This window comes from Mycobacterium alsense (assembly GCF_002086635.1).
Taxonomy (GTDB): Bacteria; Actinomycetota; Actinomycetes; order Mycobacteriales; family Mycobacteriaceae; genus Mycobacterium; species Mycobacterium alsense.
Genome location: NZ_MVHD01000015.1, coordinates 17,259 through 40,348, shown reverse-complemented (window position 1 = coordinate 40,348; position 23,090 = coordinate 17,259). Strand labels below are relative to the sequence as shown.

Here is a 23,090-nt window from a genome sequence, read left to right as displayed (position 1 = left end):
AGCCATGGTCGGAGTGAGCGGGGCGCTGCTCGTCGCCGGCACCAGCTCCGACGCCGGCAAATCGGTGGTGGTCGCGGGCCTGTGCCGGCTGCTGAGCCGCCGCGGCGTGAAGGTCGCGCCGTTCAAGGCGCAGAACATGTCCAACAACTCCGTCGTCACCATCGAGGGCGGCGAGATCGGCCGCGCCCAGGCGATCCAGGCGCGGGCGGCGGGGCTGGAGCCCAGCGTGCGGTTCAACCCGATCCTGCTCAAGCCGGGCGGCGACCGCACGTCGCAGCTGGTGATCCGGGGTCAGGTCGCCGACTCGGTCACCGCGGCCGGCTATTTCGCGCATCGCGACCGGCTCGCCCGCGTCGTCGCGGACGAATTATCCCGCCTGCGCGACGAATTCGACGCGGTGATCTGTGAGGGGGCCGGATCGCCGGCCGAGATCAACTTGCGCACAACGGATTTGGCGAACATGGGGCTGGCCCGCGCGGCAAACCTGCCGGTGATCGTGGTGGGGGACATCGACCGCGGGGGGCTGTTGGCGCACCTGTTCGGGACGGTCGCGGTGCTCGACCCCGACGACCAGGCGCTGATCGCCGGCTTCGTCGTCAACAAGTTCCGCGGCGATCCCGCCCTGCTGAAGCCCGGCCTCGAGCAGTTGCGCGCGCTGACCGGCCGCCCGACCTACGGGGTGCTGCCGTACGCCGACGAGCTGTGGCTCGACGCCGAGGACTCGCTGTCGGTGGTCGCGCGCACCGTCGTCGGCACCCCGAGCCCGCCGCGCGGCGCCGAGTGGCTCAAGGTGGCCGCGGTCCGGCTGCCCCGGATCTCCAACTCCACCGACATCGAGGCGCTGGCGTGCGAGCCCGGCGTGCTGGTGCGCTGGGTCACCGACCCCGCCGATTTGGCCGACGCCGACCTGGTGGTGCTCCCCGGCAGCAAGGCCACCGTCGCCGACCTGTCCTGGCTGCGCGACCGCGGCCTGGCCGGCGCGATCGCCGGCCACGCGCGGGCCGGCAAGCCGGTGCTGGGGATCTGCGGCGGTTTCCAGATGCTCTGTCGGCGCATCGACGACGCGGTGGAATCCGGCGCGGGGGAGGTCGAGGGCCTGGGACTGCTGGACGCCGACATCCGTTTCGGCGAGGCGAAGGTCCTGCGCCGGCGGCACGGGCCCCTGTCCGGATACGAAATCCATCACGGCCGGCTCTCCCGGTGCGACGAGCCCGGCTGGTTCGAGGTCGACTCCGAGCCCCAGGGCATCGCGCGCGGCGCGGTGTTCGGCACCCACTGGCACGGCCTGCTCGACAACGACGACTTCCGCCGGGCGTGGCTCGCCCGGGTCGCCGACGCGGCCGGCCGTGGCGGGTTCGTCGCGGCCGAGACCGACGTCGCCGCGCGGCGCGACGCCCAGCTGGACGCGATCGCCGACCTGCTCGCCGCGCACCTCGACGTCGACGCCGTCCTCGGCCTGCTCGACGGCCCGCCGCCGCGGCGCCCGGGCGTCGCGATCGATCTGCGGCCGTAACCCTCGCGCACGCTGCCCATTTGCAGGTAGCGTGCGTGAGTGCACTCGATGATGACCACGCTCGACGGGTTTCCCGTTCCGGTGGCTGTCGCCGGTCCGGACAAGGGCGTCGTGGTCGTCATCCTCGGCGACCAGCAGCGGGCGCCCGTCGCGTACGACGCGGTGTGCGAGCGCCTGCACACGGCATCGCTGCGGACCGTAGTCATCGGACTCGACCCACGGCTGACCGCCAAGTCGGTGGTCGGCATCCTCGACGCACTCGGGATCCGCTGGGCCGTCGTCTTCGGCGACCGCGCCGGCGCCGAGCTGGCCTGGGAGCTGGCCGCGACGCGGCTGGGCCGGTTCGTGGGCCTGATCGTGATCGACCGCGGGCACCCGCGGGTGGCCGACCCCAGGGGCGTGGTCCTCGACGAGCACTGCCCGCCGGTGGAGATCGGCACCACGGTGCTGGTGAGCTCCGCGGCCGCCCGGGCGGTGGCCGACGCGAGCCAGCGCTACGTGTACGCCGAATACCGCGTGGTGGACCTCGGCCGGCGCACCCTGCAGGAGTCGACGGCGCAGTTGGCCGCCGAGATCGTGCTGCGCACCAGCACCTGGTAGGCGTGGGCTTGAACGCCAAGCCGGTGGTGGGCTTGACGGCCTACCGCGAGCGGGTGCAGGCGGGGATCTGGGACATCGCCGCCGGTTACCTGCCGGCCGACTACGTCGAGGGCGTGGTCGAGGCCGGTGGCGCCGCGGTGCTGCTGCCGCCGCAGCCGGCCGGCCCCGACACCACCGCAAGCCTGCTCGACGGCCTGGACGCGCTGGTGATCACCGGGGGCTACGACCTCGACCCCGCGAGCTACGGCCAGCAACCGCACCCGGCCACCGACCGGCCCCGCGCCGACCGCGACGCCCTCGAGTTCGCGCTGCTGCGCGGCGCGCTGGACCGTGGGCTTCCGGTGCTGGGCATCTGTCGCGGCGCCCAGGTGCTTAACGTCGCGCGGGGCGGCACGCTGCACCAGCACCTGCCCGACGTCGTCGGCCACGGCGGCCACCGGGCCGGCAACGGGGTGTTCACCCGGTTGCCGGTGCGCACCGTGGCGGGCACCCGGCTCGCCGCGCTGCTGGGGGAGTCCGTCGACGCGCCGTGCTACCACCACCAGGCCATCGACCAGGTCGGCGACGGCCTGGTGGTGTCCGCGCTGGACGCCGACGGCGTGGTCGAGGCGCTGGAGCTGCCCGGGGCGGCCTTTGCCCTCGCGGTGCAATGGCATCCGGAGCAGTCGCTCGACGACCTGCGGCTGTTCGAGGCGGTGGTGCGGGCGGCGCGGTCCTACGCGCGCCGTTGACGTGCGGGTCAGCGGCCGGCGCGCCGGCCCAGCGCCGCGGCCGAGCTCGTGCCGACGGCGTCGGGGGCCGGCTCCCAGGCGCGCGGCACCGCCATCCCCGCGATCGATGCCGCGCCGCCGAATCTGGCGATGATCGACGGCCGCTTGCCCCACACCGCCCGGGCGGCGCCGGTGACCGCGACGGCCAGCGGCACGCTGGCGCCCCGGGCGAACCCCAATTTCAGCGAGCTCAGCTCCGCCAGCGACGACGACATCGCCAGCAGCGCCGCGTTGAACCGGTCGGGTGACGCCGACGACAGCGCCTGCAGCGCGGTGGGCAGCATCAAGATCAGTTCCGACCCGGTCGAAACGATCTCCTGGCCGTCGCCCTGGTCACCGCCGTCGCCCGCCGCCGCGGCCGGCGACGTGAACGGGCTCAGCGCCGAGGCTGCCGCGGCGGCGCGGGCGTAGCCGTACATGGCGGCGGCGTCCCGCGCCCACATCTTGTCGTAGTCGGCCTCCGCCGCCGCGATGGCGTGGGCGCCCTGGCCCAGGTGATTCGTCGCGGCCAGGGATGTCCGCCAGGCGCGGTTGGTGACGACCTCCTGCGGCGGCACCGTCGCCGCGCGCGCCGACTCGAACGCGGCGGCGGTGGCCTTGGCCTGGTGGGCCGTGTGCGCGGCCAGCGCGGCGGTGGCCTGCAGCCACGCGATGTGCGATTCCGCCTGCCGGGTCGTGGTGACATCCCGGTACTTCGCCGCCGCCGCGGAGACCGCCGCCGCGAGCCGGTCCCAGGCCTCGGCCGCGGCCAGCAGCGATCCCGCGCCGCAGCCCGAATGCATTCGCGCGGAGTGCACCTCCGGCGGTAGCGCCCCGAAGTCCATGGCTAGCCGGCCTCGCCGCGGTGCGGATCGGGGGCCGGGTGAGCTGAATACGGATGTCTTTCAAACACGAGGGTTTCCTTTGGTCACGACGCGAATGGGGCCGGCTGTGCCGGTTGCCGCGGGTTGCCGCCGGGGTCCGGCGGTTCCTCCGCAAGGCGCGCTCGCGGCGCCCAGGGGTCACGGCAACGTGGCGCGGGCGCCGATCAGCACCGGCAGACGCAGAGGTGAGCCAGGAGATCCTGTCCGGCAAGGACGCCCGCGGACACCCGGCAGCACTTCTCGCCCGCGCGGGGCGGCCACGCCGCCGGTGACGGGGACGCCGGCGTCCAGGCGGCGCGCGGGGCGGGAGTCGGGAAACCCGGCGCCCGATCGCGTCTGAGGCCGCCGCTCTTGAATGCCTTGTCGTCGTTGAGGGTGGAGCCGTAGTCGGCGTGGCTCTGCGCCGCGGCGCTCAGCGATGCCACCGCCACGTCGGACGGGCCGGCGGCAATCTCCACCGGAAGGGCGCAGCATCCCAGGGTGGCGACGACGAGTGACAGGCCCGCAACGAGGGCGACGGCTGCCCGCCGTCGTGCAAGTCGCGAAGCTCTGCCCGCGCCACGGAAACTCACAGTGCGGCGATCCTATCAGCGACGCGCCCGGCCGGTGCCGTCATCCGGCCGCCGGCGGATGGACCACGATGTTCGGCCTGAACCCGTAGCGGGGGACGTCGGCGAGGCCGCGCGCCTGCGGGCTGACCAGCGGCATGCCGCCCATCATGCTGGACAACCCCTCCCCGACCCCGGGGGTGGCGACGCCATTGGGTGACAGCGCCGACGCGGCCCCGCCGATCGGCCCGGTCGCCGTCCACGAGGGCGGCACCGACAGCGGTCCGATCGCGGGGGCGTTGCCCACCCCCGCCGACACGGCGCGGCCCAGCCCGCCCACCGCATTGCCGAGATCGCCGGTCGCGGCGCCCGCCGCGTCGCCGACCGCGGCGGCGGCGTCTGTGGCGGCGTTTGTGGCGGCGTCCGTGGCCGCCCCCGCGCCCTGCATGCCGACGAAGTCGGTCATCGTGCCCAAGAAGTTGCCGGGCATGTAAAACCCCGAGGAAAACAGGGTGTTCAGGCCGTTGTCGTTGAGGAACGCCCCCACCGACGAGCCGTCCGTACCGGCCAGGAAGTCGAGAATGCCCGCGGGGCTGGACAAGTCAGTTCCGCCGAGGCCGGCCCAGGCCTCCATTTCGGTCAGCGTCGCCGCGGGTGTGGTGCCGCCCGATCCCGGCCCGGCGAGACCCTGTAGGGCGGTGGGCAGCTCGGACATCAGCCGCGTGAGCGTCGCTTGGGTGGTGGTGGCGGCGCCGGCGGCCTGGGCGGGGACGCCGGCGTCGTCGCTGACGGTCGGCGGCGGCCCGGTGAACGGCGTCAGCGTAGACGCGGCGGCCGACGAGCTCGCGTAGCCGTACATCGCCGCCGCGTCCTGGGCCCACATGTCGGCGTACTCGGCCTCGGTGGCCGCGATCGCGGGGGTGTTTTGGCCGAGGAGGTTGGTGGCCACCAGCGCGGCCAACCGGACTCGGTTGGCCGCGATCACCAGCGGCGGCACCGTCATGGCGAACGCCGCCTCATACGCCGCGGCCGCCGCCTTGGCCTGGGTTGCGGACCGCCCGGCCTGGGTGGCGGTCATCCCCAGCCAGGCGACATACCGCGCGGCGGCCGCCCCCATCGACACCGATGCCGGGCCACGCCACGGGCCGCTTGTGGTGTCCGCGATAACAATCCCGTAATTGCTTGCGGCTTGCGACAATTCGGCGGCCAGGCCATCCCACGCCGTCGCCGCGGCCAGCATGGGCGCCGCGCCGGGTCCGGCGTACATGCGGGCGGAGTTGATCTCTGGTGGGAGCGCTGCGAAGTCCATGGGACGGGTCCCTTCAGATCGCCGCGCGTGTATTGGCTGCTGTACAAGGCGTTTTCGGTATGATGATGACGAATGACATGATTCTCCTTGATGATTCGATCGGAATTCGGCGCTGACGCGGTTCGGAGCGCATGACTACGACGCACGTTCGCGATATGCCAACGTGCGCTAAGACGGCCTGAGGGAAGGTTTTTCAGATGTCCAAGCACGCGCCGGACCGCTGAAACGCTACGGCCGCGACTTCTGCTTGTGACTCGACACGGGGGAGGGCCCGTGACGATGGGGTCCGGACGACACGAGGGTGGTCGGACCCGGCTTACGGTTCGGTGGTGATCGTGGCTTGGGATGAAGCCACGCCGTTATGTCAACGCGCCTGGGCCGACGCGTTGGGCCGACACCGTCCACTTCTCCTCAATCTGCGCGCCGCGCAAATCAATAGGGGAGCAGCCGCGTATCCGGCCCGCGGCCCAGAAGGCCCGGGCTGACGAAGGCCTGATAATCGGCGTCTCCTTCATAGCGGAAACAAAGTTGCCGCACGTTGACCGTAGCCACGCCGACCCCCGTGATGCAATCGATTTGCAAAAAAACTATCGGCGGCCGGGGGGTGGGGCCGGTGGCCCGCCGGCCGTCAACCGTGCCAGGCGATCAGCGGGATGGCCATCTCGGCCGGGCTGGGACCGCCGTGAAATCCGATGAGCCGCGCGGATTCCGGGGGCTCGTGGCCGGTCGCCAGGATGGCCGTGTCGCCGGTGCACACGACCACGACGTCGCCGATCCGTGCCAAATGCGCCGGGGCGACCGGCCCGAACATGCCCGTGGCCACCGCCTCATCGCGCCCGTAGATTTGCGCCCGGCCGTCGAGCACCTCGCACCAGGCCGCCCGCACGTCGTCGGCCGCCCCGGGTTCGGTGTGCAGGTAGCGCACCCGCGGTTCGCCGGCGACCACCCGCAGTCCCGCGGCCAGCCGCGGGTCGGTGTCGATGTCGACGCGCGCGTCGGGCGGGACGTTGAGGCCGCCGTGGTCGGCGGTCACCAGCAGCGCCGCGTTCGGCGGCAGCGCCTCGATCAGCCGGGTCAGCAGCGTATCGACACGGGCCGCCGCCTCATGCCACGCCGGCGAACCGATGCCGAACACGTGGGCGGCGGTGTCCAGGGCGGCGGTGTAGCCGTAGACCAGTCCCGGCGCCGCGTTCAGCTCGCCGGCCAACCGTGCGGCGTAGTCGTCCGGCCGCCGGGTCGGCCGAAAGTCGGCGCCGCGGTAGGCCGCGTCGGTCAGCCCGCTGCCGATGAACGGCGCGGGCAGCACGGCGCGCGCAGCGATGCCCGCCCCCCGCAGGCGCTGGAACCAGGTGGGCAGCGGTTGCCACGTGTCGGGCGCCGGGTCCCAGGTCGGGTCCGGGCGCCACAGGATGTGGGTGAGCACGCGGTCGGTGCCGGGCACGTTGAGCGTGAAACCCAGGACACCGTGCTCGCCGGGCGGGGCCCCGGTGCCCAACGACACCAGGCTGCTCGGCGTGGTGGACGGAAAGGTGCAGGTGAGTTCGCGCAGCCACCCGGTGCCGCCGGCGAGCACCGAGGCGAGCAGGGGCGCCGCGGAAGCCGACGAGTCCGCCAGCTCGGGCAGCAGGTGCCAGCCCATCCCGTCGATCAGCACGACCGCGACGCGATCGACCGGACCGACCGATTCGGTGAGGCCCAGGCCGTCGGTGGCGCCGGGCGCCCCGAGCAGCGCGGCGGCGGCGGGCAGCACGTCGCAGATCGAACCGGGCATGCCGGTCAGTGTGGCACGCGCTGACCGCGGTGACCCGCTTCGCCCGGCACGGCCGCTAGCCGCCGACTGGTCACCCGCAGCTGACGCTCGGTGCTGTCGGCGAGCGCACGAACCTGTTCCGGCGACAACCGGCCGCACAGCCGGTCCCAGTGCACCGCGACCTCGTCGCCGACGGCCACGTCGGGCACCGCGCTGTACCCGTCGGCCCAGACCGCCAGCCGCCGTGTCGAGGCCTCCGACAGCGTCAACACGCTACCGTCGAAGACGAGCCGCCGGGACGACACCTCGACGGTTTCTGCGGACCGGGAAACCACTGTGCCCCAGGTGATTCGGCAGCTGTCCAGCACACGCAGCGGTTGCTCGTCGAGACCCCTGCCGAGAAACCGCGTCCAGGGATACACGCCGAACACGTGAAAGCAGTGGTTCGCGCCGGCCTCGCCGGCCAGGTCCGCCGTGAGGTGCGTCCAGTACCGCCCCGCCTGCGGACCGATGATCGACAGCAGCGCTTCGAAGAACTCGCGCGGATCCAGCCCGGCGCCGACGCCGCCGCCGAGCCAATACGACTCGACGAGCCGGTGATCCAGCGGATCGGGGATGCCGCTCAGCGCCGACAGCACGCGCAGGTACGGCCAGGCCCCGGAGAATTTCGTTGCCGCGCTGCGTACCTCGTCGACCGTCCCGTCGCGCAGCGTCGCGCCCAGCGGGGGGCCGCAGTAGCCCAGCGCGTTGGGGGCATACGCGTAGCGGGCGAACATCTCGGGACCGGCCGGCAGGCCGCTCGTGTCGGTCAAGTGCGCGCCACCAGCTTGACCGCGTCCTTATGCATGCGGCCGAAGTTGTAGTAGGCCGCACAGGCCCCCTCCGCGGAGACCATGCACGTCCCGATCGGGGTCTCGGGGGTGCACGCGGTGCCGAAAACCTTGCACTCCCAAGGCTTGAGCACCCCCTTGAGCACCTCGCCGCACTGGCAGGCCTTGGGGTCGGCGACCCGCACGCCGGGCATCGCGAACCGCAGCTCCGCGTCGAACTCCGCGAAATCGTCGTGCAGCCGCAGCGCGCTTTGCGAAATGAACCCCAAGCCGCGCCATTCGAAGTGGGGGCGCAGCGCGAACACCTTGCCCATCAGCGCCAGCGCGGCGGGGTTGCCGTGCTCGGGCACCACGCGCTTGTACTGGTTTTCCACCTCGCAGCGGCCCTCGCGGATCTGGGTCAGCAGCATCGCGACCGCGGCCAGGATGTCCAGCGGCTCGAAGCCGGCCACCACCAACGGCTTTCGGTACACCTCCGGCACGAACCGGTACGGGCGATTGCCCACCACCGTCGACACGTGCCCGGGGCCGATGAATCCCGACAGCCGCAAGTCCGGCGATTCGAGGATGGCCCGGATCGGCGGCACGATCGTGACGTGATTGCAGAAGACGCTGAAATTGGCCACGCCCATGTCCCGGGCGCGGACCAGCGTGACCGCGGTCGAGGGCGCGGTGGTCTCGAAGCCGATGGCGAAAAACACCACCTGCTTGTCCGGGTTGTCGACGGCGACCTTCAGCGCGTCCAGCGGGGAGTAGACGAACCGTACGTCGGCACCCCGCGCCTTGGCGTGCAGCAGGCTCCCGTTCGACCCGGGCACCCGCATCATGTCGCCGAAACACGTGAAGATCACGTCGGGCCGGCCGGCCAGCCACATCGCGTCGTCGATGCGGCCCATCGGGATGACGCAGACCGGGCAACCCGGCCCGTGCACCAGCTCCACGTTGTCGGGCAGCAGGTGTTCGATGCCGTGCCGGTAGATGGTGTGCGTGTGCCCGCCGCACACCTCCATGAACTTGAATTGCTCCGCGTCACCGGACAGGCGCGCCAAATTCCCTATGGCGGCCAGCAGCTTGCGGGCGGCGGCGGGATCGCGGAACTCGTCGACGAACTTCATTGCTGTGTCCCCTCTGTCAGACGATCGCCGACGAGTCGAAGGCGTCCATTTCGGTCGTGTACGCATCGCCGAGTTTCTTGATGGCGGCCAGGGTGAGCAGCGCCTCGGTCTCGTCGATCTTGGCCATGGCGAACCCGACGTGGACCAGGACCCAGTCGTCGGGTTCGGGCATGTCGTCTTCGAGCAGCCGCACGCTGATCGAGCGTTGTACGCCGCTGACGTCGACCTTCGCCAGATAGTTGGCGGGATCGGTGATTTCGACGATCCGGCCCGGAATCCCAAGACACATGTCTTCGCCTCTCCTCGTAGCTCCCTCAGCAGATCCTCGGTAACGGATCGCCGACGAGCATGTCGACGATCCGGGTGCCGCCGAATCCGGTACGCAGCACCACGCTTTCGGCGGGTTCGGTGACGATTTCCCCGACCTGGGCCGCCTCGGCGCCCAGCGGATGGGAGCGCAGCGCGGCCAGCCCCGCGTCGGCCTCATCCGGCGCGACGACGGCGACGAACTTGCCCTCGTTGGCGACGTACAGCGGGTCGATGCCGAGCAACTCGCAGGCGCCCGTCACCGTGGGCCGCACGGGCAGTCGCTCCTCGTCGAGCAGCACCCCCAGACCGCACGCCTGGGCGAGCTCGTTGCACACCGTGCCCATCCCGCCCCGGGTCGCGTCGCGCATCCACCGGGTCGACGGGGCGGCCGCCAGCAGCAGTTCGACCAGGGGGCTGAGGCAGGCGGTGTCGGAGGCGATATCGGCCTCGATGGCCAGGTCGCCCCGGGCGAGCATGACGGCCATGCCGTGGTCGCCGATCGACCCGGACAACAGCACCGTGTCGCCGGGGCGCACCGACGCCGGCGAGAGCGTTCGCCCGGCGGGGACGACGCCGGCCCCGGTGGTGGTGACGAAAAGCCCGTCGGCCGCACCCTTGGGCACCACCTTGGTGTCACCGGTGACGATCTGCACCCCCGCGGCCGCGGCCGCGGCGGCCATGTCGGCGACGATCTCCTTCAATTCGGCGACCGCAAAGCCCTCCTCGATCACGAACGCCGCCGAGATCCACGACGGCACGGCACCGGCCATCGCGAGATCGTTGCAGGTGCCGTGGACGGCGAGTTGGCCGATCGAACCGCCGGGAAAGCGCCTGGGCGCCACCACGAATGAGTCCGTCGACATGGCCAGCCGCTCGCCGCTGGGCAGCGCCAGCACCGCGCCGTCGCCCAGCGACTCCAGCACGGGGTTGCGAAATGCCTCCACGAATACCGCGTCCACCAGCGCCGCCGACGCCTTGCCGCCCGCCCCGTGCGCGAGGGTGACGTGGTCGTCGAGCAGCCTGGGGCGGCGCCTGCGGAAGGACTCGATGCGTTCGATCACCTCGCCCTCGTCGAACCGCGGCCCCGACGAAAGGTATTCACGCGCGGAGTTGCTCATGCCGCCCCCAAACCTTTGTCGCCGAGGCGTTCGTGCACGCTCAACCAGAGCTGGTAGCCGAGCAGCGCCTGCGATTCCTGGATGCGGTGCACGCTTTGCGACCGGACGACGAAGCAGGCGTTTACGTTTGGGTTGTCGACGAAGGCGCCGCCGTTGTAGCCGGCGAAACCGATGGTGTAGAGGCCGCGCTGGCGCGCCTCGGCCAGCGCGGTGAGCAGGTTGGGGGAGCCCCCGCTGGTCGACATGGCGACGGCGATGTCGCCGGGCTTGGCGCGGGCGATCAGCTGCCGGGCGAACACCAGCTCGAAGCCGACGTCGTTGCCCAGCGCGGTCAGGATCGCCTGATCGGCGGTCAGGGGCCAGGCCGGCAGCGGCCTGCCGACCGGCGGGCGGGCGAACAGCCTTGCCAGGGTGGTGGAATCGGTGCAGCTGCCGCCGTTTCCGAACGTGAACATCCGCCCGCCCACGGCGAACCGGCGCGCCGCCTCGGCCGCGGCCGCGTCGAGCTGGCCCGCGTTGGCCTCGAGGGTGGAGCGGCGCAGCGCCAGGCTTTCGGACGCCTTGGCCTGCGCGGACGCCGCCAGGTCGGCCAGCAGCGCCTCGGGATTGTCCTCCTGCGCGTCGATGAACGGGTACAGGAAGTTGGTGGGTTCGTCCGGGCTGCTCATCGGCCCTCCTCGTCTTCCAGCCTGCTGATCGCCGTGCCGGCGTGCACGATGACCAGGTCGCCGGGGCCGACCGGATCGACGAGCGCGGTGACCACGGTCTCGACGCCGCGCGCGGTGCGCACCGCGGCCTGGCCGCTTTCCGATGCGCCGACCACCTCACCGAGGCGGCCCTCGTCGCTGCACGTGACGCAAACGGCTCCATCTTCGTCGGAGCCCGACGAGCCGTCTTTGAGCAGCCCGGAGTGCTCGAAGCACACGTGGGTCAGCTCCCACAGCAGGTGATAGAACAGCACGAAGCCGCCGGTCGCGGGCACCCGCGGGTCGGGGTCGTCGAGCCAGAGCAGGTGGTCCGCCGGGCTGGCTGTGAAGCCGCCGGCGGATGGCCGCTCGCCGCTGCCGATCCAGATCGTGGTGGCGCCCCACGCGGGGGCGCGGCGCATCACGGAGCGCACCTGCGGGTCGTCGGCGCCGGCGACCGCGACCACGATGTCGCCGGGCCGCACCGACACCCGGACCAGGTCCACCAGGTCGGGCCCGGTCAGCGCCACCGCCGGCAGCGCCCGCTTGCCCATGATCACCGGGTGCACGAACTCGACGGCGATGTGCAGCGCGTGCGGTTCCCACGAGGGCGCGATCGACCACATGGTGGCGCCGGCGGCGAAACGCTTGGCGAGCGTGAACGCGGTGGCGGCCAAATCCTCGGCCAACTCGGCGCCCAGCCCGCGATCGATGGCGGTGGTGGTCATGGTTCGGTCTCCTCCCGGTGCTCTTGCAGGCCCGTCAGCATCGAGATCGTGGCCTGACCCAGCGCCAGGCCGCCGTCGTTGGGCGGGACGATGTGGTGGGTCAGCACCTCGAACCCGTTGCGTTGCAGCCGCTTCCGGCATGCCCGCAGCAGCAGCACGTTCTGGAAAACCCCGCCGGTGAGGCCCACCAGCCGGGTTTCGCCGGCCACCTGCGCGACCACCTTGGCGACGCAGTCCGCGACCGCCTCGTGGAACGCCAGGGCCAGCGTCGCGGGCGGCGTGCCGGCGTACAGGGCCGCCACCATCGTCTGCACCATGGTGGTCGGATCGATCACCCCGTCGGCCCGCACCGTCAGCGGCAGCGACGGCCCGGCCCCCGCGCCCGCCCCTTCCGCGAGCGCCTCGAGTTCGACGGCGGCCTGGCCCTCGTAGTCGATCCGGTGCCGCACCCCGAGCAGGGAGGCGACGGCGTCGAACAGCCGGCCCATGCTCGAGCACGGCACACAGCCGGCGCCGCTCTCCAATTGTGAACGGGTAAGGCGCAATTCGTCCGGCGTCGCGGCCGTCACCGGCGCCAGATCCGGGGTCCACTCGATGCCGGCGGACCACAGTTGGGATAGCGCCGTCCGCCATGGGTTGCGCACCGCGGCGTCGCCGCCCGGCAGCGGCACGGGCAGCAGGTGGCCGACGCGGGCGAACCGGTGGCTGTCGGTCCCGAGGGCGAGGATCTCACCGCCCCAGATGGTTTGGTCGCGGCCGTAGCCGGTCCCGTCGAAGGACACCCCGACGACGGGTTCCCCGATGCGGCCATGCTCGGCCAGCAGCGAGACGACGTGCGCGTGGTGGTGCTGGACGAGATCCAGCGGCCGCTCGCCCGCACGGCGCTCCGCCCAGTCCCGGGTGTGGTAGCCGGGATGCAGGTCGGCGGCGATGCGCGCCGGGGCGCCGCGGATTTCGGTGAGCTGATCCACCGCGCGTTCGAACGCGCGCAGGGTCTCCCAGGTGGCCATGTCGCCGATGTGGCCGGACAGGTAGGCGCGGGAGCCGTCGGTGAGGCAGAACGTGTTCTTCAGTTCCCCGCCCACCGCGAGCACGCTCGGGCCGGGGCGCCCGAGATCGATCGGGAGGGGCGCATACCCGCGGGACCGGCGGATCGGCAGCTCCCGCGGCCCCTCTTCGTCCCCGACGACGCGCACCACGGAATCATCGCAGGGCACGTGGATCGTCCGGTCGTGATCGAGCACCGCATCGCACAACCCCGGAAGCCGCTCGGCGGCATCGGCATCCGTGAAGCAGATCGGCTCGTCGGAGCGATTGGCGCTGGTGAGCACCAGCGCGTCGGGCACCCGCGCCGGGTCGCCGGGCACGGGGGCCAGGAGCAGGTGATGGATGGGGGAGTACGGCAGCATCAGCCCGAGCCGGGGGCTGCCCGGGGCGACGGCCGCGGCGATCGGCGCGGTGTCGTCTCGGGAAAGCCGCCGCAGCAACACTATCGGGCGGGCGGGACTCGACAGCGCGGCGGCCTCGTCGGCGTCGACGTGCGCGTAGCGGCGCGCCACGGCGAGGTCGCGGACCAGCATGGCGAAGGGCTTGGCGCCGCGGGCCTTTCGCGCTCGCAGCGCGCCGACCGCCGCGTCGTCGTCGACCGCGCAGGCGAGGTGGTAGCCGCCGATGCCCTTGATGGCGACGACGGCGCCTCCCGCCAGCGCACGCTGGGTGGCCGCCAGCGCGGCATCCGAGCCGGTCACCCGCCCGGTGGACGGCCCGGCCGCCGGCGAAAACCACAGCGACGGACCGCAATCGGGGCAGGCGATCGGCTGCGCGTGGAAGCGGCGGTCGGCCGGGTCGCGGTACTCGGCGGCGCACCGGTCGCACATCGCGAACGCCGACATGGTGGTGGCCGGGCGGTCGTACGGCAACCCCCGGATGATGGTGAACCGCGGCCCGCAGTTGGTGCAGGTCACGAACGGGTGCCGGTATCGCCGGTCGCGCGGGTCGAACAATTCATGGACACAGTCGTCGCACACCGCGATGTCCGGCGGGATCGGCGTCGTCGCCGCTTGCCCCACGGTGAGCGGCCCGCTTACCCGGCCTACCGTGCTTACCCGGCTTTCTACAATCCGGAAGCCGCGTCCGAGGGCGCCGCTTTGGGTGTCCAGGCCGAGGTCGGTCACGGTGACGCTGCCGATCCGCGCCAGCGGCGGCGCCTCGGCGCGCAGCCGGCGGGCGAAGTCGTCGACGCGTGCGCGCTCGCCCTGCACCTCCAGGAACACCGACCCGGAATCGTTGCCGACGCAGCCCGCCAGGCCGAGCTCGGTGGCGATGCGGTGGACGAACGGGCGAAAGCCGACCCCCTGAACGACACCGGTCACGGTGAAGCGCTGCCGGACGGTCTCGCTCCGGAGCAGCAGGGGGGCGTCGGTCATCTCAATCGCCCCCCGGGGCGCCCGTCGGTCCGCCGCCGCCGCGGCCCATCAGCTCCAGGCCGGCCATGGCCGCCTCGGCGCCGGCCCGGTCCGTCTTCTCGATGGCGAAGCCCATGTGGATGATGATCCAATCGCCGGGCGCGAACGTCTCTTCCGGCAGCATGCCGACGTTGATCCTGCGTTGCTCCCCGGTGACGTCGACCAGCGCGAGCTGCCCCTCGTAACCGTCCAGCATGCGGATCACCTGACCGGGTATGCCCAGACACACGGCCTCAACACCCCCCTCGCGACGACGCCCGCGCGCGCGACGTTTTCAACGCCGCGACGAGTTCGCCGACGGCCCGCGCGGCGCGGGGGACGGCCTCGGCCACGGGCGCGGTGAGCCCGATGCCCTCCTCGACGCTGCCCGCCTCGCACCCGACGACGACGGTGTAGGGCGGGTTGCCCCCCAACGCCCGCAGGCTGGCGAACACCGCCGCGGGGTCCATGCTGTGGCCGTCCATGCCGATTGCGGCCGAACCCGATGCGTGGTCGGCTTCGAGATCGGCCCGGAAGACGTGCAGCGTGCCCGGGCTGCCGCGGTTGGGCACGGCGTCCACGAGAACCACCGTGTCCCAGTCCTCGAGCAGGTCGTAGGCCAGGTGCATGCCCCTGATGCCGTAGTCGACGACGCGCACGCTCGAATCGTCCCGCGGGATGTCGGCGTTGCGGACCACTTCACAGCCGAATCCGTCGTCCCCCAGGAAGATATTGCCGATGCCGGCCACCAGGATGCGCGTTGTCACGGGGCGTCCGGCCGGCTACATGCGCCTCAGTTTGAGGTAGCGCCGGGCATCGGGCAGAGACACCAGTCCGAGCACCAGCGCCACCCCGACCACCAGCGCGATCAGGGCGATGAACACCCAACCCAAGACTTCCATTTCGAACTCCTTTCACACCGCGGGTTGTCCAGTTTCGAGTGGCTCTACTTCGTCGGGGGAGAAGTACAGGTAGCGGCCGTACCAATCATGCAGGTCCGCGGCGGGATCGTCGTCGACGACGACCCCGACGTGCTTGTTGCCCTCCACGTCCTCGTGCACGGAGGTGACGCGGGCCGTCTTGCCCGCGACGAAGATGTCCTGCGCGTCGGCGTGGCGGCGGGGCCGCAACCGGACGCGGCTGCCGCGGGCGACCCGGACCCCGTTCACCAGCACGGCGTCGATCTCGGGCCGCACGGCGTTGTCGGCCAACGGATCCCACCAGTCCAAGTCCTTGGGGCCCGCGGGTATCTCCGGCACCAGCCCCGGGATTCCGTGCGGGCCGCGAAGCACACCGTGCAGGCGCGCCATCGCGTCGGGGGACATGGCGTCGCACTGGTCGATGATCCGTGCGGCGCGCGGATCGGTGGCCCGGGCCTGCGCCTTCTCCTCGTCGGTCATCGTCATGACGCGCAGCGTGAGGATCTCGTCGATCTCCGTGCAGTCGTACAGCGCGGTGTCGCTCTGCTCGGCGACCTCGGGGTGGTCGTAGAGGATGATCGGCGAGATCAGCAGGATGTCGTCGGCGCCCGGCGGACCGGCCAGCACCGGAAAGCAACGGTGCTGCCGGCACCGCGACACGGCGCCCCCGGCGCCCGGCGGCGGTTCGAGCAGCGACACGAACCGGCCGCCGACGACTTCGGCGATGACGTGGGTCCCGATCATGGACCGCGCCGTCGCATCGCCGCGGTCGCGTGCCCCGTCGCCCACGTTGCCCACCCGCACCGACACCCGGCGCAGGTCGCCGTCGGGTTCGCTGGCGACCGTCAGGGCGCCGAGCACCTCCTGGCGCTGGCGCACCAGGCGCCCGCCGTCGACGAATTCGACGTCGGTTGCCGCGCCGGCCTCCAGAGCCAGCGTGCAAGGCTCGTCGTCGATGGGGAGCGGCCCGAGGGACAGTTCGCGTTCGACCGCCTCGTCCCAGGTGAGCCACGCCCCGCCCGGGGTGGTCAGCTCGCCGACGGGCTCGAACTCGCCGGGGGCGACCTCGCGTTCCGCGCGGCGGTGCTGCAACTGCAGAAACCGGACGGTCAGGGTCACCGCCCGGGCGCCGTCCACCAGGAACTGCGCCGCGAGGGCGTCGTCCTCGCCCAGTCCCGCGTCCGCGGCGCCGGGTGGACCCAAAACGCCGAACTGCCAACGTGATTGGTTCTTGCTCGACGTCCCGCGGTACGGATAGAGCAGATAGCCCTCGTAGAGCACCGCGTCGGCGACGGCGCGGGCCCGGTCCCAATTCGGGGTCGCGGGGGTCACCGTGTCGTCTCCCGCTCGCTGTCCAGCAGCGAGGTGATCGCATGGTCGAGGTCGAGCAGCCCCTGCGCCGACTTGTAGGCGGCCAGCGCCGCTATGGTCTCGTGCCCGAGGCGCACCCAGCCGGTGTTCGGATAGTGCTGTGCCATCAAGTCGCGCCAGACGGACACGGGCATGTCGTAGCGATGCTCGCGGTCCCACGGCACCTGCTGCACCCAGAACCCGCGTTCGGACTTGACGAACATCGTTCCGCTGAACAGGAACTGGAGCGGCAGCGCGCCGTGGCGCAGCGCGTGCAGGTACTTGGCCGCGGCGACCTCGAAGTCGTAGGTGCAGTCCAGCGGAAGCGCCACCGACGTGTTGCCGGTGAAGCCCGGCACCATCGCCGTGCAATGCTGCCAAAGGAAGGTGCGTTGGGTGGTGGCCCAGCGCTCACGGGGCCCGAACAGGTCGATGAGCCCGGCGGCTTCGGCGTCGGAGTAGGACCGCCGCAAGGGCTCGATCCGCACCTGGCAGCGCAGCGCGATGGCGTGCACCGGGTCCGCTGCACCGGCGGCGACGCCGACGCGCGCGGTCAGCACCGGGCTCACGGTGTACGGTTCGGGCGCGACGTCGAGCACGGCGAAGTTCACGTCCATGTGCGCTCCGGTCATGGTGGCCCCCCGGGGGTTTGGCGCGCGCGCGCCTTGACGTCGGCAAAGAAGCCGTCGATGAACGCCCGTGCCTCCTGCCCGCCGTCGAAGCCTCGCCAGAGCGTGCGCAGGTGCCCGACGAATTCGTAGCAGGCGTCGATCGGGACCAGATAGCTTTCCGGCCGGCCGCCGTCGCTGCCGTCGCCGCCGTCGCCCTCGGGCACGCGGACCAGCAGGGCCTCGACGTCGTCGGCGAGCAGGCCCACCCGTGAGTCGGCGCCGGCGACGGCGTTCCAGGCGTCCAGGTCGAGTTCGGATTCGGTCGCTCCGGCCGGGCCGGGGTAGAACGCGACGGTGCGGCCCAGCGCGGAGTTGGTGAAGAAGAACGCCACGCCGACCGGAATCTGGAATGCCTCCCACGCGCGGCGGTCCAGCGCGAAATCCGGGAAAGCCAGATACCGGTCCGGCACCGATCGGTAGCGCAGGTCGGCGTTGCGGTCGGTGAACAACAGATAACAGGCCCGGCAGACACACATCAGCTGCCGGGCGGCCACCTGCACGACGTGCTGGTGCTCGCCGGGAATCGGCTCCGAGCACATCTCACAGCGTTCGCCGGCCGGCTGCGGGGCGCGCCGACCGTTGGTGATGCGGCTGAGCACCTCGAACGGACTGGCGGCGGGGATCATGCCGGCGCCCCCATCGCTTGGTCCCGCAGCGCCACCGACAGCACGCCGTCGCGGTACAGCAGCGGAAGGGGTTCGAGGTTTGCCCCGACACCGACATCGACATCGACGCCGACGCCGGCGCCGGCGTGCGCGACGTCGAAACGCGAGTGACAGCGCGGGCATTCCAGCAGCGCCCCGCGCAGGGTCGCGCCCGCGAGCGAATCGTCACACACCGGACAGCGGTCGCGATAGGCCAAGGGCGGCGCGGTGCCGTCCACCCGGCACGCCAGCATCGTTGTCCCGCCGACCAGGAAGCCCGCCACCTCACCGGGCGTCACCTCGGCGACCTCGGGCACCGGGTGCCAGTCGACGGCGTGGCCATTCGACTTCACGTGCGCCATCAGCGATTCGGCAGAGATCACGCCGGGGGCCACCCCGGTCGAGGCCGTCACCACCTCGATCGTCGAGACCTCCGGGGCCGCCGCACGGACCGCGTCCTCGACGGCCAGCTCCAGCGTCACCGCCGACGACGGGCAGCTCTTACAGCTGCCCTGAAAGGCCAGCCGCACGGTCTGGCCGTCGACACCGTCGGTGATGTCCAGCAGATCGACGTCACCGCCGTGGGAACCGAGGTAGGGGCGCACCCGGTCCAGGGCGTCGGATACCCGCCGCCGCACGTCATGCGGGTGCAGACCGTGCACCAGGAGCAGGCTGGCCACCAGGTCGTCGGTGGCCAGCCGCTCGGCCAAACCGGGGTCGCCTCCCCGCATGATCCGTTCCAGTCCGGCCCCGTAGAGGCCGACCACCTCGCGCACCAACTGCTGGGCGCGTTCATGGGCGGCGGGGCCGCTCGCCGCGCAGGAATCCAGGAGTGTCTGGATCCGATCGCCCGCCGTGCGCCACTGCGCGTCTTCGTCTGAGGCCTTCGGGGATTCCTCCGGGCGATCCGCCATGCGTCACTCCGCTGATGGTGACTGCGTTGGGGTGTGCAGTCTGTCGAGGGTCTTGCCCTTGCCCAGGTACATGTGCACGCCACACGGCAGGCACGGGTCGAAGCTGCGCACCGTGCGCATGACGTCGATGCCCTTGAAGTTGTCCCGGCCGTTCTCCTCGAAGATCGGCTGCCCTTGCACCGCGTCCTCATACGGACCCGGGGTGCCGTAGCTGTCGCGCGGGTTGGCATTCCACGGTGTGGGCGGGTACGGGTGATAGTTGGCGATCTTGCCGTCCCGGATCACCATGTGGTGGCTCAGCACGCCGCGCACCGCCTCGGTGAAACCGCAACCGATGGCCTCGTCGGGCACCTCGAAGCGCTCCCAGGTCTTAGTACGTCCAGCGCGCACTTCCTCCAACGCCTTCTCGGCGAAGTGCAACGCGCACGCGGCCGCGTAGGCCTGGAAATAGGTGCGCGCCCGGTCGCGCTCGATGGTGTTGCTGCCGTGCTTCGGGATCTTCCACTCGAGTTCCACCGGGGGTTTCAGCGCGGTCTTGGGCAGGTTGATCTTGACGCTGTTGCCGGTGGCCTGCACGTAGCCGATGTCGACCAGGCCGGCCAGCGCCGTCGCCCACAGCCGGGCCAGCGGCCCGCCACCGGTGTCCAGCGCCAAATGATCCTTGCCGTCGAACCAGCGCGGCGACATCACCCAGCTGTACTTGCCGCCCTCCAGGTCGCGCTTCTGCGGGTGGGGGTTGGTGTGCTGGTTCCACGGGTGGCGCCGGTCCACCGCGTTGCCGAGCGGGTCGGTCTTGACGAACATTTCCTGGTCGGTCCAGTCGTCGTAATACGAACTGCCCAAAAGGATCCGGATGCCCAGGTTGATGTCCACCAGCGAGTGGGTGACCAGCTTGCCGTCGACCACCACGCCGGGCGTGACGAACATCGCGTTGCCCCACCGCTCCATGTCCTTGTACTCGAAGTTGCACACCTCCGGGTCCTGGAAGGAGCCCCAGCAGCCGAGCAGGGTGCGGCGCAACCCCACCTTCTCGTAGCCCGGCAGCGCCTCGTAGAAGAAGTCGAACAGGTCGTCGTGCATCGGCACGACCTTCTTCATGAACTCGACGTAGCGCATCAGCCGCGTCAGGTAATCGGTCATCAGCTGGACGGTCGCCACGGTGCCGACCCCGCCCGGGTACAGCGTGGACGGGTGCACGTGGCGACCCTCCATGAGGCAGAACATCTCTCGCGTGTAGCGGCTGACGACCAGCGCCTCCCGGTAGAACTCGCCGCTGAACGGGTTGAGCGAGCGCATGATGTCGGCGATCGTCCGGTATCCGTGCGCGTCGGCGCGCGGTGCGGGGGTCTTCTCCGCCAGCGAAAGGACACTCGGGTTGGTCTCGGAGACCATCTTCTCGCAGAAGTCCACCCCGACCAGGTTCTCCTGGAATATGTTGTGGTCGAACATGTATTCGGCGGCCTCGCCGAGGTTGACGATCCACTCGCCGAGGTGCGGCGGCTTGACCCCGTAGGCCATGTTCTGCGTGTAGCACGAACAGGTGGCGTGGTTGTCGCCGCAGATGCCGCAGATGCGGCTGGTGATGAAGTGGGCGTCGCGCGGATCCTTGCCCTTCATGAAGATCGAGTAGCCCCGGAAGATCGACGAGGTGCTGTGGCACTCGACGACCTCCTTGTTCTCGAAATCGATCTTGGTGTAGATGCCGAGGCTGCCCACGATCCTGGTGATCGGGTCCCACGCCATCTCGACGAGTTGGCCGGGTTCACGCTTGGAGGTGGTCGGCTCGGGAACGATAGTTGTCATCGAAGTTTCTCCGTCTTGACGAGAATTGCAGTGCCGTGACCCACCAGGTACTCACCAGGTTCTGCGGGCTCCGGTGGTGAGTTGGTCGCCGTTGTGGCGCCAGCGCGGTTCCTTGTCCAGGGTGCGATTGGTGATGCCGCGCAGGCTGCGGATCACCGACCCATACAGACCCGACGCGGTCGTGGAGACCTTGCCGCCGGGCGGCTCGTCCATGAACGGCATGAACTTGTCCGGAAAGCCCGGCATGGTGCAGCCGATGCAGATACCACCCACGTTCGGGCAGCCGCCGACGCCGTTGATCCAACCCCGCTTCGGGACGTTGCATTTCACGACGGGGCCCCAACAGCCGAGCTTGACAATGCATTTCGGCGACCCGTACTCGGTCGCGAAGTCGCCCTGCTCGTAGTAGCCCGCCCGGTCGCACCCTTCGTGCACGGTGGCGCCGAACAACCACGTCGGGCGCAGCGCGTCGTCGAGCGGGATCATCGGCGCCTGGCCGGTCGCCATGTAGAGCAGATACGTCAGCGTCTCGGCCAGATTGTCCGGATGGATCGGGCAGCCCGGAACGCAGACGATCGGGATCCCGGCCTTGCTCTTCCAATCCCAGCCGAGGTAGTCGGGAACGCCCATCGCGCCGGTCGGGTTGCCGGCCATCGCGTGGATGCCGCCGTAGGTGGCGCACGTCCCGACGGCCACGATCGCGGTCGCCTTGGGCGCCAACCGGTCGAGCCACTCGCTGGTGGTCATCGGCTGGCCGGTGGCCGGGTCGTTGCCGAACCCGCACCAGTAGCCCTCGTCCTTGATCTTCTCGTTGGGAATGGATCCCTCGACGACGAGCACGAAGGGTTCGAGCTCGCCGCGATCGGCTCTGAAGAACCACTCGAGGAAATCGTCGGCCCCCCCGGTGGGTCCGCATTCGAAATCGATCAGGGGCCAGTGCACGGCGATCTTCGGCAAGCCCGGCAGCGCACCGAGGGCTATTTCCTCGACGCTGGGCTGCGTGGCGGCAGTCAGCGCCACCGAATCGCCATCACAACTGAGCCCCGCATTGATCCATAGAACGTGGATCAATGTTTCTTCCGCTTTGACTGCCGCTTCCGTTGACATGCCGCAGCTTTCCGGAGCCGGGCTGAAGGCTCCTACGCCGCCGGAGTCGACCGTCGGCCCGCTTGCGCGGCGCTGATCTTCGGTCTACGCCTGCCGCCAACCGTTGTCAACGGTTACCAATTTAGGGCACCTAAACAGGTATGGTATGGCCGGCATTATCGGGGTGACTTACCCTGCGCGGCAAGGAATTTCAGGGGAGATCCGGCGACCGTGGCGGACCGGTGGCCGGGGCCTGGTCCGCGCGGCCAGTTCGGGTGTGATGCAAGTGGTTCGCAAGAACGCCGCGCCGGCTCCGGCGGGCCCTAGTCTCGGCCGGCGAATCGCCGCAGCCATTCGAACCAGGCGCCCATGCCGGCGCCGGTGCGGGCGCTGACCGGCAGGATGGTTGCGGTCGCGTTGACCTGGCGAACGTGGGCGATGTACGCGTCGGCGTCGACATCAAGATAGGGAAGCAAATCAATCTTGTTGAGGAGCAACAGATCAACCGACCGGAACATCACGGGGTATTTCAGCGGCTTGTCCTCGCCCTCGGTCACCGAGTAGACCATCGCCTTGGCGTGCTCACCGACGTCGAACTCCGCCGGACACACCAAATTGCCGACGTTCTCGATGACCACCAGGTCCAGGCCGGGCAGATCGAGACCGGGCAGCGCGCGGTTGACCATCGGCGCGTCGAGATGGCATTCACCGCCAAACCCGTTGCTGGTGTTGAGCAGTGACACCTGGGCGCCGCGACCGCTGAGCTTCGCGGCATCCAGATCCGTGGCGATGTCGCCCTCGATCACCCCGATCGCGAACTCCCCGGCGAGCTCGTCGAGGGTCGCCTGCAGGATGGTCGTCTTGCCCGATCCCGGCGAACTCATCAGGTTCAGCGCGCGGATCCCGTTGGATTCGAACGCCGCCCGGTTGGCGTCGGCGAGAACGTCGTTTTCGGCAAAGATCGCCTCCAGCACGTCGACGCGCTGCTTGCCCGTTTGGTAGCGGCTGTGATCCCCGCGCTGGTGTTCGGGGTGGTCGGGGTGGGCGTGGGCGTGCACCGTTCCGTCGTCGTGGCGGTGGAATCTACCCATGGTCAAATCCGTCCCGGGGGAGCGCTTT

At 70.7% G+C, this 23,090-nt stretch carries 23 protein-coding genes and 1 pseudogene; 3 read left to right on the top strand and 21 right to left on the bottom strand.

Features of this window, described 5'->3' with window-relative positions; genetic code table 11:
• The first annotated feature begins 4 nt into the window (after positions 1-4).
• Genes BST11_RS11300 through BST11_RS11290 form a run of 3 tightly spaced genes read left to right on the top strand, consistent with a single transcriptional unit; the run spans position 5 to position 2,844 of the window.
• The gene (locus BST11_RS11300) at positions 5-1,513 is read left to right on the top strand and encodes a cobyric acid synthase (protein WP_211284695.1); all 1,509 of its coding nucleotides are present in this window, start codon (positions 5-7) and stop codon (positions 1,511-1,513) included.
• Positions 1,514-1,561: 48 nt separating this feature from the next.
• A complete protein-coding gene (locus BST11_RS11295; protein WP_068207651.1) occupies positions 1,562-2,113 on the top strand; it encodes an alpha/beta hydrolase in 552 nt (183 codons plus the stop codon).
• On the top strand, positions 2,107-2,844 hold the full coding sequence (locus BST11_RS11290; RefSeq protein WP_244897618.1) for a gamma-glutamyl-gamma-aminobutyrate hydrolase family protein: 738 nt from the start codon (positions 2,107-2,109) through the stop codon (positions 2,842-2,844). The genes BST11_RS11295 and BST11_RS11290 overlap by 7 nt, the downstream gene beginning before the upstream one ends.
• Positions 2,845-2,852: 8 nt before the next feature.
• Here the strand turns inward: BST11_RS11290 and BST11_RS11285 are convergent, their stop codons facing one another.
• The 21 genes and pseudogenes from BST11_RS11285 to hypB all read right to left on the bottom strand — a co-directional run bounded on the left by BST11_RS11285 (position 2,853) and on the right by hypB (position 23,062).
• Positions 2,853-3,707: a PPE domain-containing protein gene (locus BST11_RS11285; protein WP_083138068.1), complete on the bottom strand. Its 855-nt coding sequence runs from the start codon at positions 3,705-3,707 to the stop codon at positions 2,853-2,855.
• 203 nt (positions 3,708-3,910) lie between these two features.
• On the bottom strand, positions 3,911-4,204 hold the full coding sequence (locus tag BST11_RS11280) for a hypothetical protein (protein ID WP_083138067.1): 294 nt from the start codon (positions 4,202-4,204) through the stop codon (positions 3,911-3,913).
• A gap of 154 nt (positions 4,205-4,358) precedes the next feature.
• Positions 4,359-5,603 (bottom strand): PPE family protein, encoded by a 1,245-nt coding sequence (locus BST11_RS11275; protein WP_083138066.1) that lies wholly within the window; start codon positions 5,601-5,603, stop codon positions 4,359-4,361.
• 628 nt (positions 5,604-6,231) lie between these two features.
• Complete coding sequence (locus BST11_RS11270) at positions 6,232-7,374, bottom strand: alkaline phosphatase family protein (RefSeq protein WP_083138065.1); 1,143 nt, start codon at positions 7,372-7,374, stop codon at positions 6,232-6,234.
• A 5-nt stretch (positions 7,375-7,379) separates the two neighbouring features.
• On the bottom strand, positions 7,380-8,165 hold the full coding sequence (locus BST11_RS11265) for a DUF6390 family protein (protein ID WP_264010353.1): 786 nt from the start codon (positions 8,163-8,165) through the stop codon (positions 7,380-7,382).
• Complete coding sequence (gene hypD, locus BST11_RS11260; RefSeq protein ID WP_083138064.1) at positions 8,162-9,298, bottom strand: hydrogenase formation protein HypD; 1,137 nt, start codon at positions 9,296-9,298, stop codon at positions 8,162-8,164. Before hypD ends, BST11_RS11265 begins: the two co-directional genes overlap by 4 nt.
• Before the next feature lie 16 nt (positions 9,299-9,314).
• Positions 9,315-9,587: a HypC/HybG/HupF family hydrogenase formation chaperone gene (locus tag BST11_RS11255; RefSeq protein WP_067324982.1), complete on the bottom strand. Its 273-nt coding sequence runs from the start codon at positions 9,585-9,587 to the stop codon at positions 9,315-9,317.
• A gap of 25 nt (positions 9,588-9,612) precedes the next feature.
• Entirely contained in the window at positions 9,613-10,725 is a 1,113-nt protein-coding gene (gene hypE, locus BST11_RS11250; RefSeq protein ID WP_083138063.1) for a hydrogenase expression/formation protein HypE, read from the bottom strand.
• A complete protein-coding gene (locus BST11_RS11245; RefSeq protein WP_083138062.1) occupies positions 10,722-11,393 on the bottom strand; it encodes a D-sedoheptulose-7-phosphate isomerase in 672 nt (223 codons plus the stop codon). The genes hypE and BST11_RS11245 overlap by 4 nt, the downstream gene beginning before the upstream one ends.
• Complete coding sequence (locus BST11_RS11240; RefSeq protein ID WP_083138061.1) at positions 11,390-12,139, bottom strand: HypC/HybG/HupF family hydrogenase formation chaperone; 750 nt, start codon at positions 12,137-12,139, stop codon at positions 11,390-11,392. Before BST11_RS11240 ends, BST11_RS11245 begins: the two co-directional genes overlap by 4 nt.
• Entirely contained in the window at positions 12,136-14,565 is a 2,430-nt protein-coding gene (hypF, locus tag BST11_RS11235; RefSeq protein ID WP_083138060.1) for a carbamoyltransferase HypF, read from the bottom strand. Before hypF ends, BST11_RS11240 begins: the two co-directional genes overlap by 4 nt.
• 1 nt (position 14,566) lies before the next feature.
• Positions 14,567-14,833: a HypC/HybG/HupF family hydrogenase formation chaperone gene (locus BST11_RS11230; RefSeq protein ID WP_083138059.1), complete on the bottom strand. Its 267-nt coding sequence runs from the start codon at positions 14,831-14,833 to the stop codon at positions 14,567-14,569.
• A gap of 4 nt (positions 14,834-14,837) precedes the next feature.
• A complete protein-coding gene (locus BST11_RS11225; RefSeq protein WP_083138058.1) occupies positions 14,838-15,350 on the bottom strand; it encodes a hydrogenase maturation protease in 513 nt (170 codons plus the stop codon).
• A 15-nt stretch (positions 15,351-15,365) separates the two neighbouring features.
• Entirely contained in the window at positions 15,366-15,485 is a 120-nt protein-coding gene (locus tag BST11_RS29270; protein WP_372509652.1) for a DUF6893 family small protein, read from the bottom strand.
• Positions 15,452-16,835: pseudogene (locus tag BST11_RS11220) on the bottom strand (hypothetical protein). Before BST11_RS11220 ends, BST11_RS29270 begins: the two are co-directional and overlap by 34 nt.
• On the bottom strand, positions 16,832-17,485 hold the full coding sequence (locus BST11_RS11215; protein ID WP_083138056.1) for a DUF6084 family protein: 654 nt from the start codon (positions 17,483-17,485) through the stop codon (positions 16,832-16,834). Before BST11_RS11215 ends, BST11_RS11220 begins: the two are co-directional and overlap by 4 nt.
• Positions 17,482-18,150: a DUF5947 family protein gene (locus BST11_RS11210; RefSeq protein ID WP_083138055.1), complete on the bottom strand. Its 669-nt coding sequence runs from the start codon at positions 18,148-18,150 to the stop codon at positions 17,482-17,484. The genes BST11_RS11215 and BST11_RS11210 overlap by 4 nt, the downstream gene beginning before the upstream one ends.
• On the bottom strand, positions 18,147-19,082 hold the full coding sequence (locus tag BST11_RS11205) for a NifU family protein (RefSeq protein WP_083138054.1): 936 nt from the start codon (positions 19,080-19,082) through the stop codon (positions 18,147-18,149). Before BST11_RS11205 ends, BST11_RS11210 begins: the two co-directional genes overlap by 4 nt.
• Before the next feature lie 3 nt (positions 19,083-19,085).
• Complete coding sequence (locus BST11_RS11200; RefSeq protein WP_083138053.1) at positions 19,086-20,885, bottom strand: nickel-dependent hydrogenase large subunit; 1,800 nt, start codon at positions 20,883-20,885, stop codon at positions 19,086-19,088.
• A 51-nt stretch (positions 20,886-20,936) separates the two neighbouring features.
• Positions 20,937-21,992: an NADH-quinone oxidoreductase subunit B family protein gene (locus BST11_RS11195; RefSeq protein WP_067325005.1), complete on the bottom strand. Its 1,056-nt coding sequence runs from the start codon at positions 21,990-21,992 to the stop codon at positions 20,937-20,939.
• A gap of 302 nt (positions 21,993-22,294) precedes the next feature.
• Entirely contained in the window at positions 22,295-23,062 is a 768-nt protein-coding gene (gene hypB, locus BST11_RS11190; RefSeq protein WP_083138052.1) for a hydrogenase nickel incorporation protein HypB, read from the bottom strand.
• Positions 23,063-23,090 lie beyond the last annotated feature (28 nt).

Excerpts from the sequence above, each read along its gene's own strand:
- BST11_RS11300 (WP_211284695.1), top strand. The coding sequence starts at position 5 with ATGGTCGGAGTGAGCGGGGCGCTGCTCGTCGCCGGCACCAGCTCCGAC.
- BST11_RS11295 (WP_068207651.1), top strand. The coding sequence starts at position 1,562 with ATGATGACCACGCTCGACGGGTTTCCCGTTCCGGTGGCTGTCGCCGGT.
- BST11_RS11285 (WP_083138068.1), bottom strand. The coding sequence starts at position 3,707 with ATGGACTTCGGGGCGCTACCGCCGGAGGTGCACTCCGCGCGAATGCAT.
- BST11_RS11275 (WP_083138066.1), bottom strand. The coding sequence starts at position 5,603 with ATGGACTTCGCAGCGCTCCCACCAGAGATCAACTCCGCCCGCATGTAC.
- BST11_RS11270 (WP_083138065.1), bottom strand. The coding sequence starts at position 7,374 with ATGCCCGGTTCGATCTGCGACGTGCTGCCCGCCGCCGCCGCGCTGCTC.
- hypD (WP_083138064.1), bottom strand. The coding sequence starts at position 9,298 with ATGAAGTTCGTCGACGAGTTCCGCGATCCCGCCGCCGCCCGCAAGCTG.
- BST11_RS11255 (WP_067324982.1), bottom strand. The coding sequence starts at position 9,587 with ATGTGTCTTGGGATTCCGGGCCGGATCGTCGAAATCACCGATCCCGCC.
- hypE (WP_083138063.1), bottom strand. The coding sequence starts at position 10,725 with ATGAGCAACTCCGCGCGTGAATACCTTTCGTCGGGGCCGCGGTTCGAC.
- BST11_RS11245 (WP_083138062.1), bottom strand. The coding sequence starts at position 11,393 with ATGAGCAGCCCGGACGAACCCACCAACTTCCTGTACCCGTTCATCGAC.
- BST11_RS11240 (WP_083138061.1), bottom strand. The coding sequence starts at position 12,139 with ATGACCACCACCGCCATCGATCGCGGGCTGGGCGCCGAGTTGGCCGAG.
- hypF (WP_083138060.1), bottom strand. The coding sequence starts at position 14,565 with ATGACCGACGCCCCCCTGCTGCTCCGGAGCGAGACCGTCCGGCAGCGC.
- BST11_RS29270 (WP_372509652.1), bottom strand. The coding sequence starts at position 15,485 with ATGGAAGTCTTGGGTTGGGTGTTCATCGCCCTGATCGCGCTGGTGGTC.
- BST11_RS11215 (WP_083138056.1), bottom strand. The coding sequence starts at position 17,485 with ATGACCGGAGCGCACATGGACGTGAACTTCGCCGTGCTCGACGTCGCG.
- BST11_RS11210 (WP_083138055.1), bottom strand. The coding sequence starts at position 18,150 with ATGATCCCCGCCGCCAGTCCGTTCGAGGTGCTCAGCCGCATCACCAAC.
- BST11_RS11205 (WP_083138054.1), bottom strand. The coding sequence starts at position 19,082 with ATGGCGGATCGCCCGGAGGAATCCCCGAAGGCCTCAGACGAAGACGCG.
- BST11_RS11200 (WP_083138053.1), bottom strand. The coding sequence starts at position 20,885 with ATGACAACTATCGTTCCCGAGCCGACCACCTCCAAGCGTGAACCCGGC.
- BST11_RS11195 (WP_067325005.1), bottom strand. The coding sequence starts at position 21,992 with ATGTCAACGGAAGCGGCAGTCAAAGCGGAAGAAACATTGATCCACGTT.
- hypB (WP_083138052.1), bottom strand. The coding sequence starts at position 23,062 with ATGGGTAGATTCCACCGCCACGACGACGGAACGGTGCACGCCCACGCC.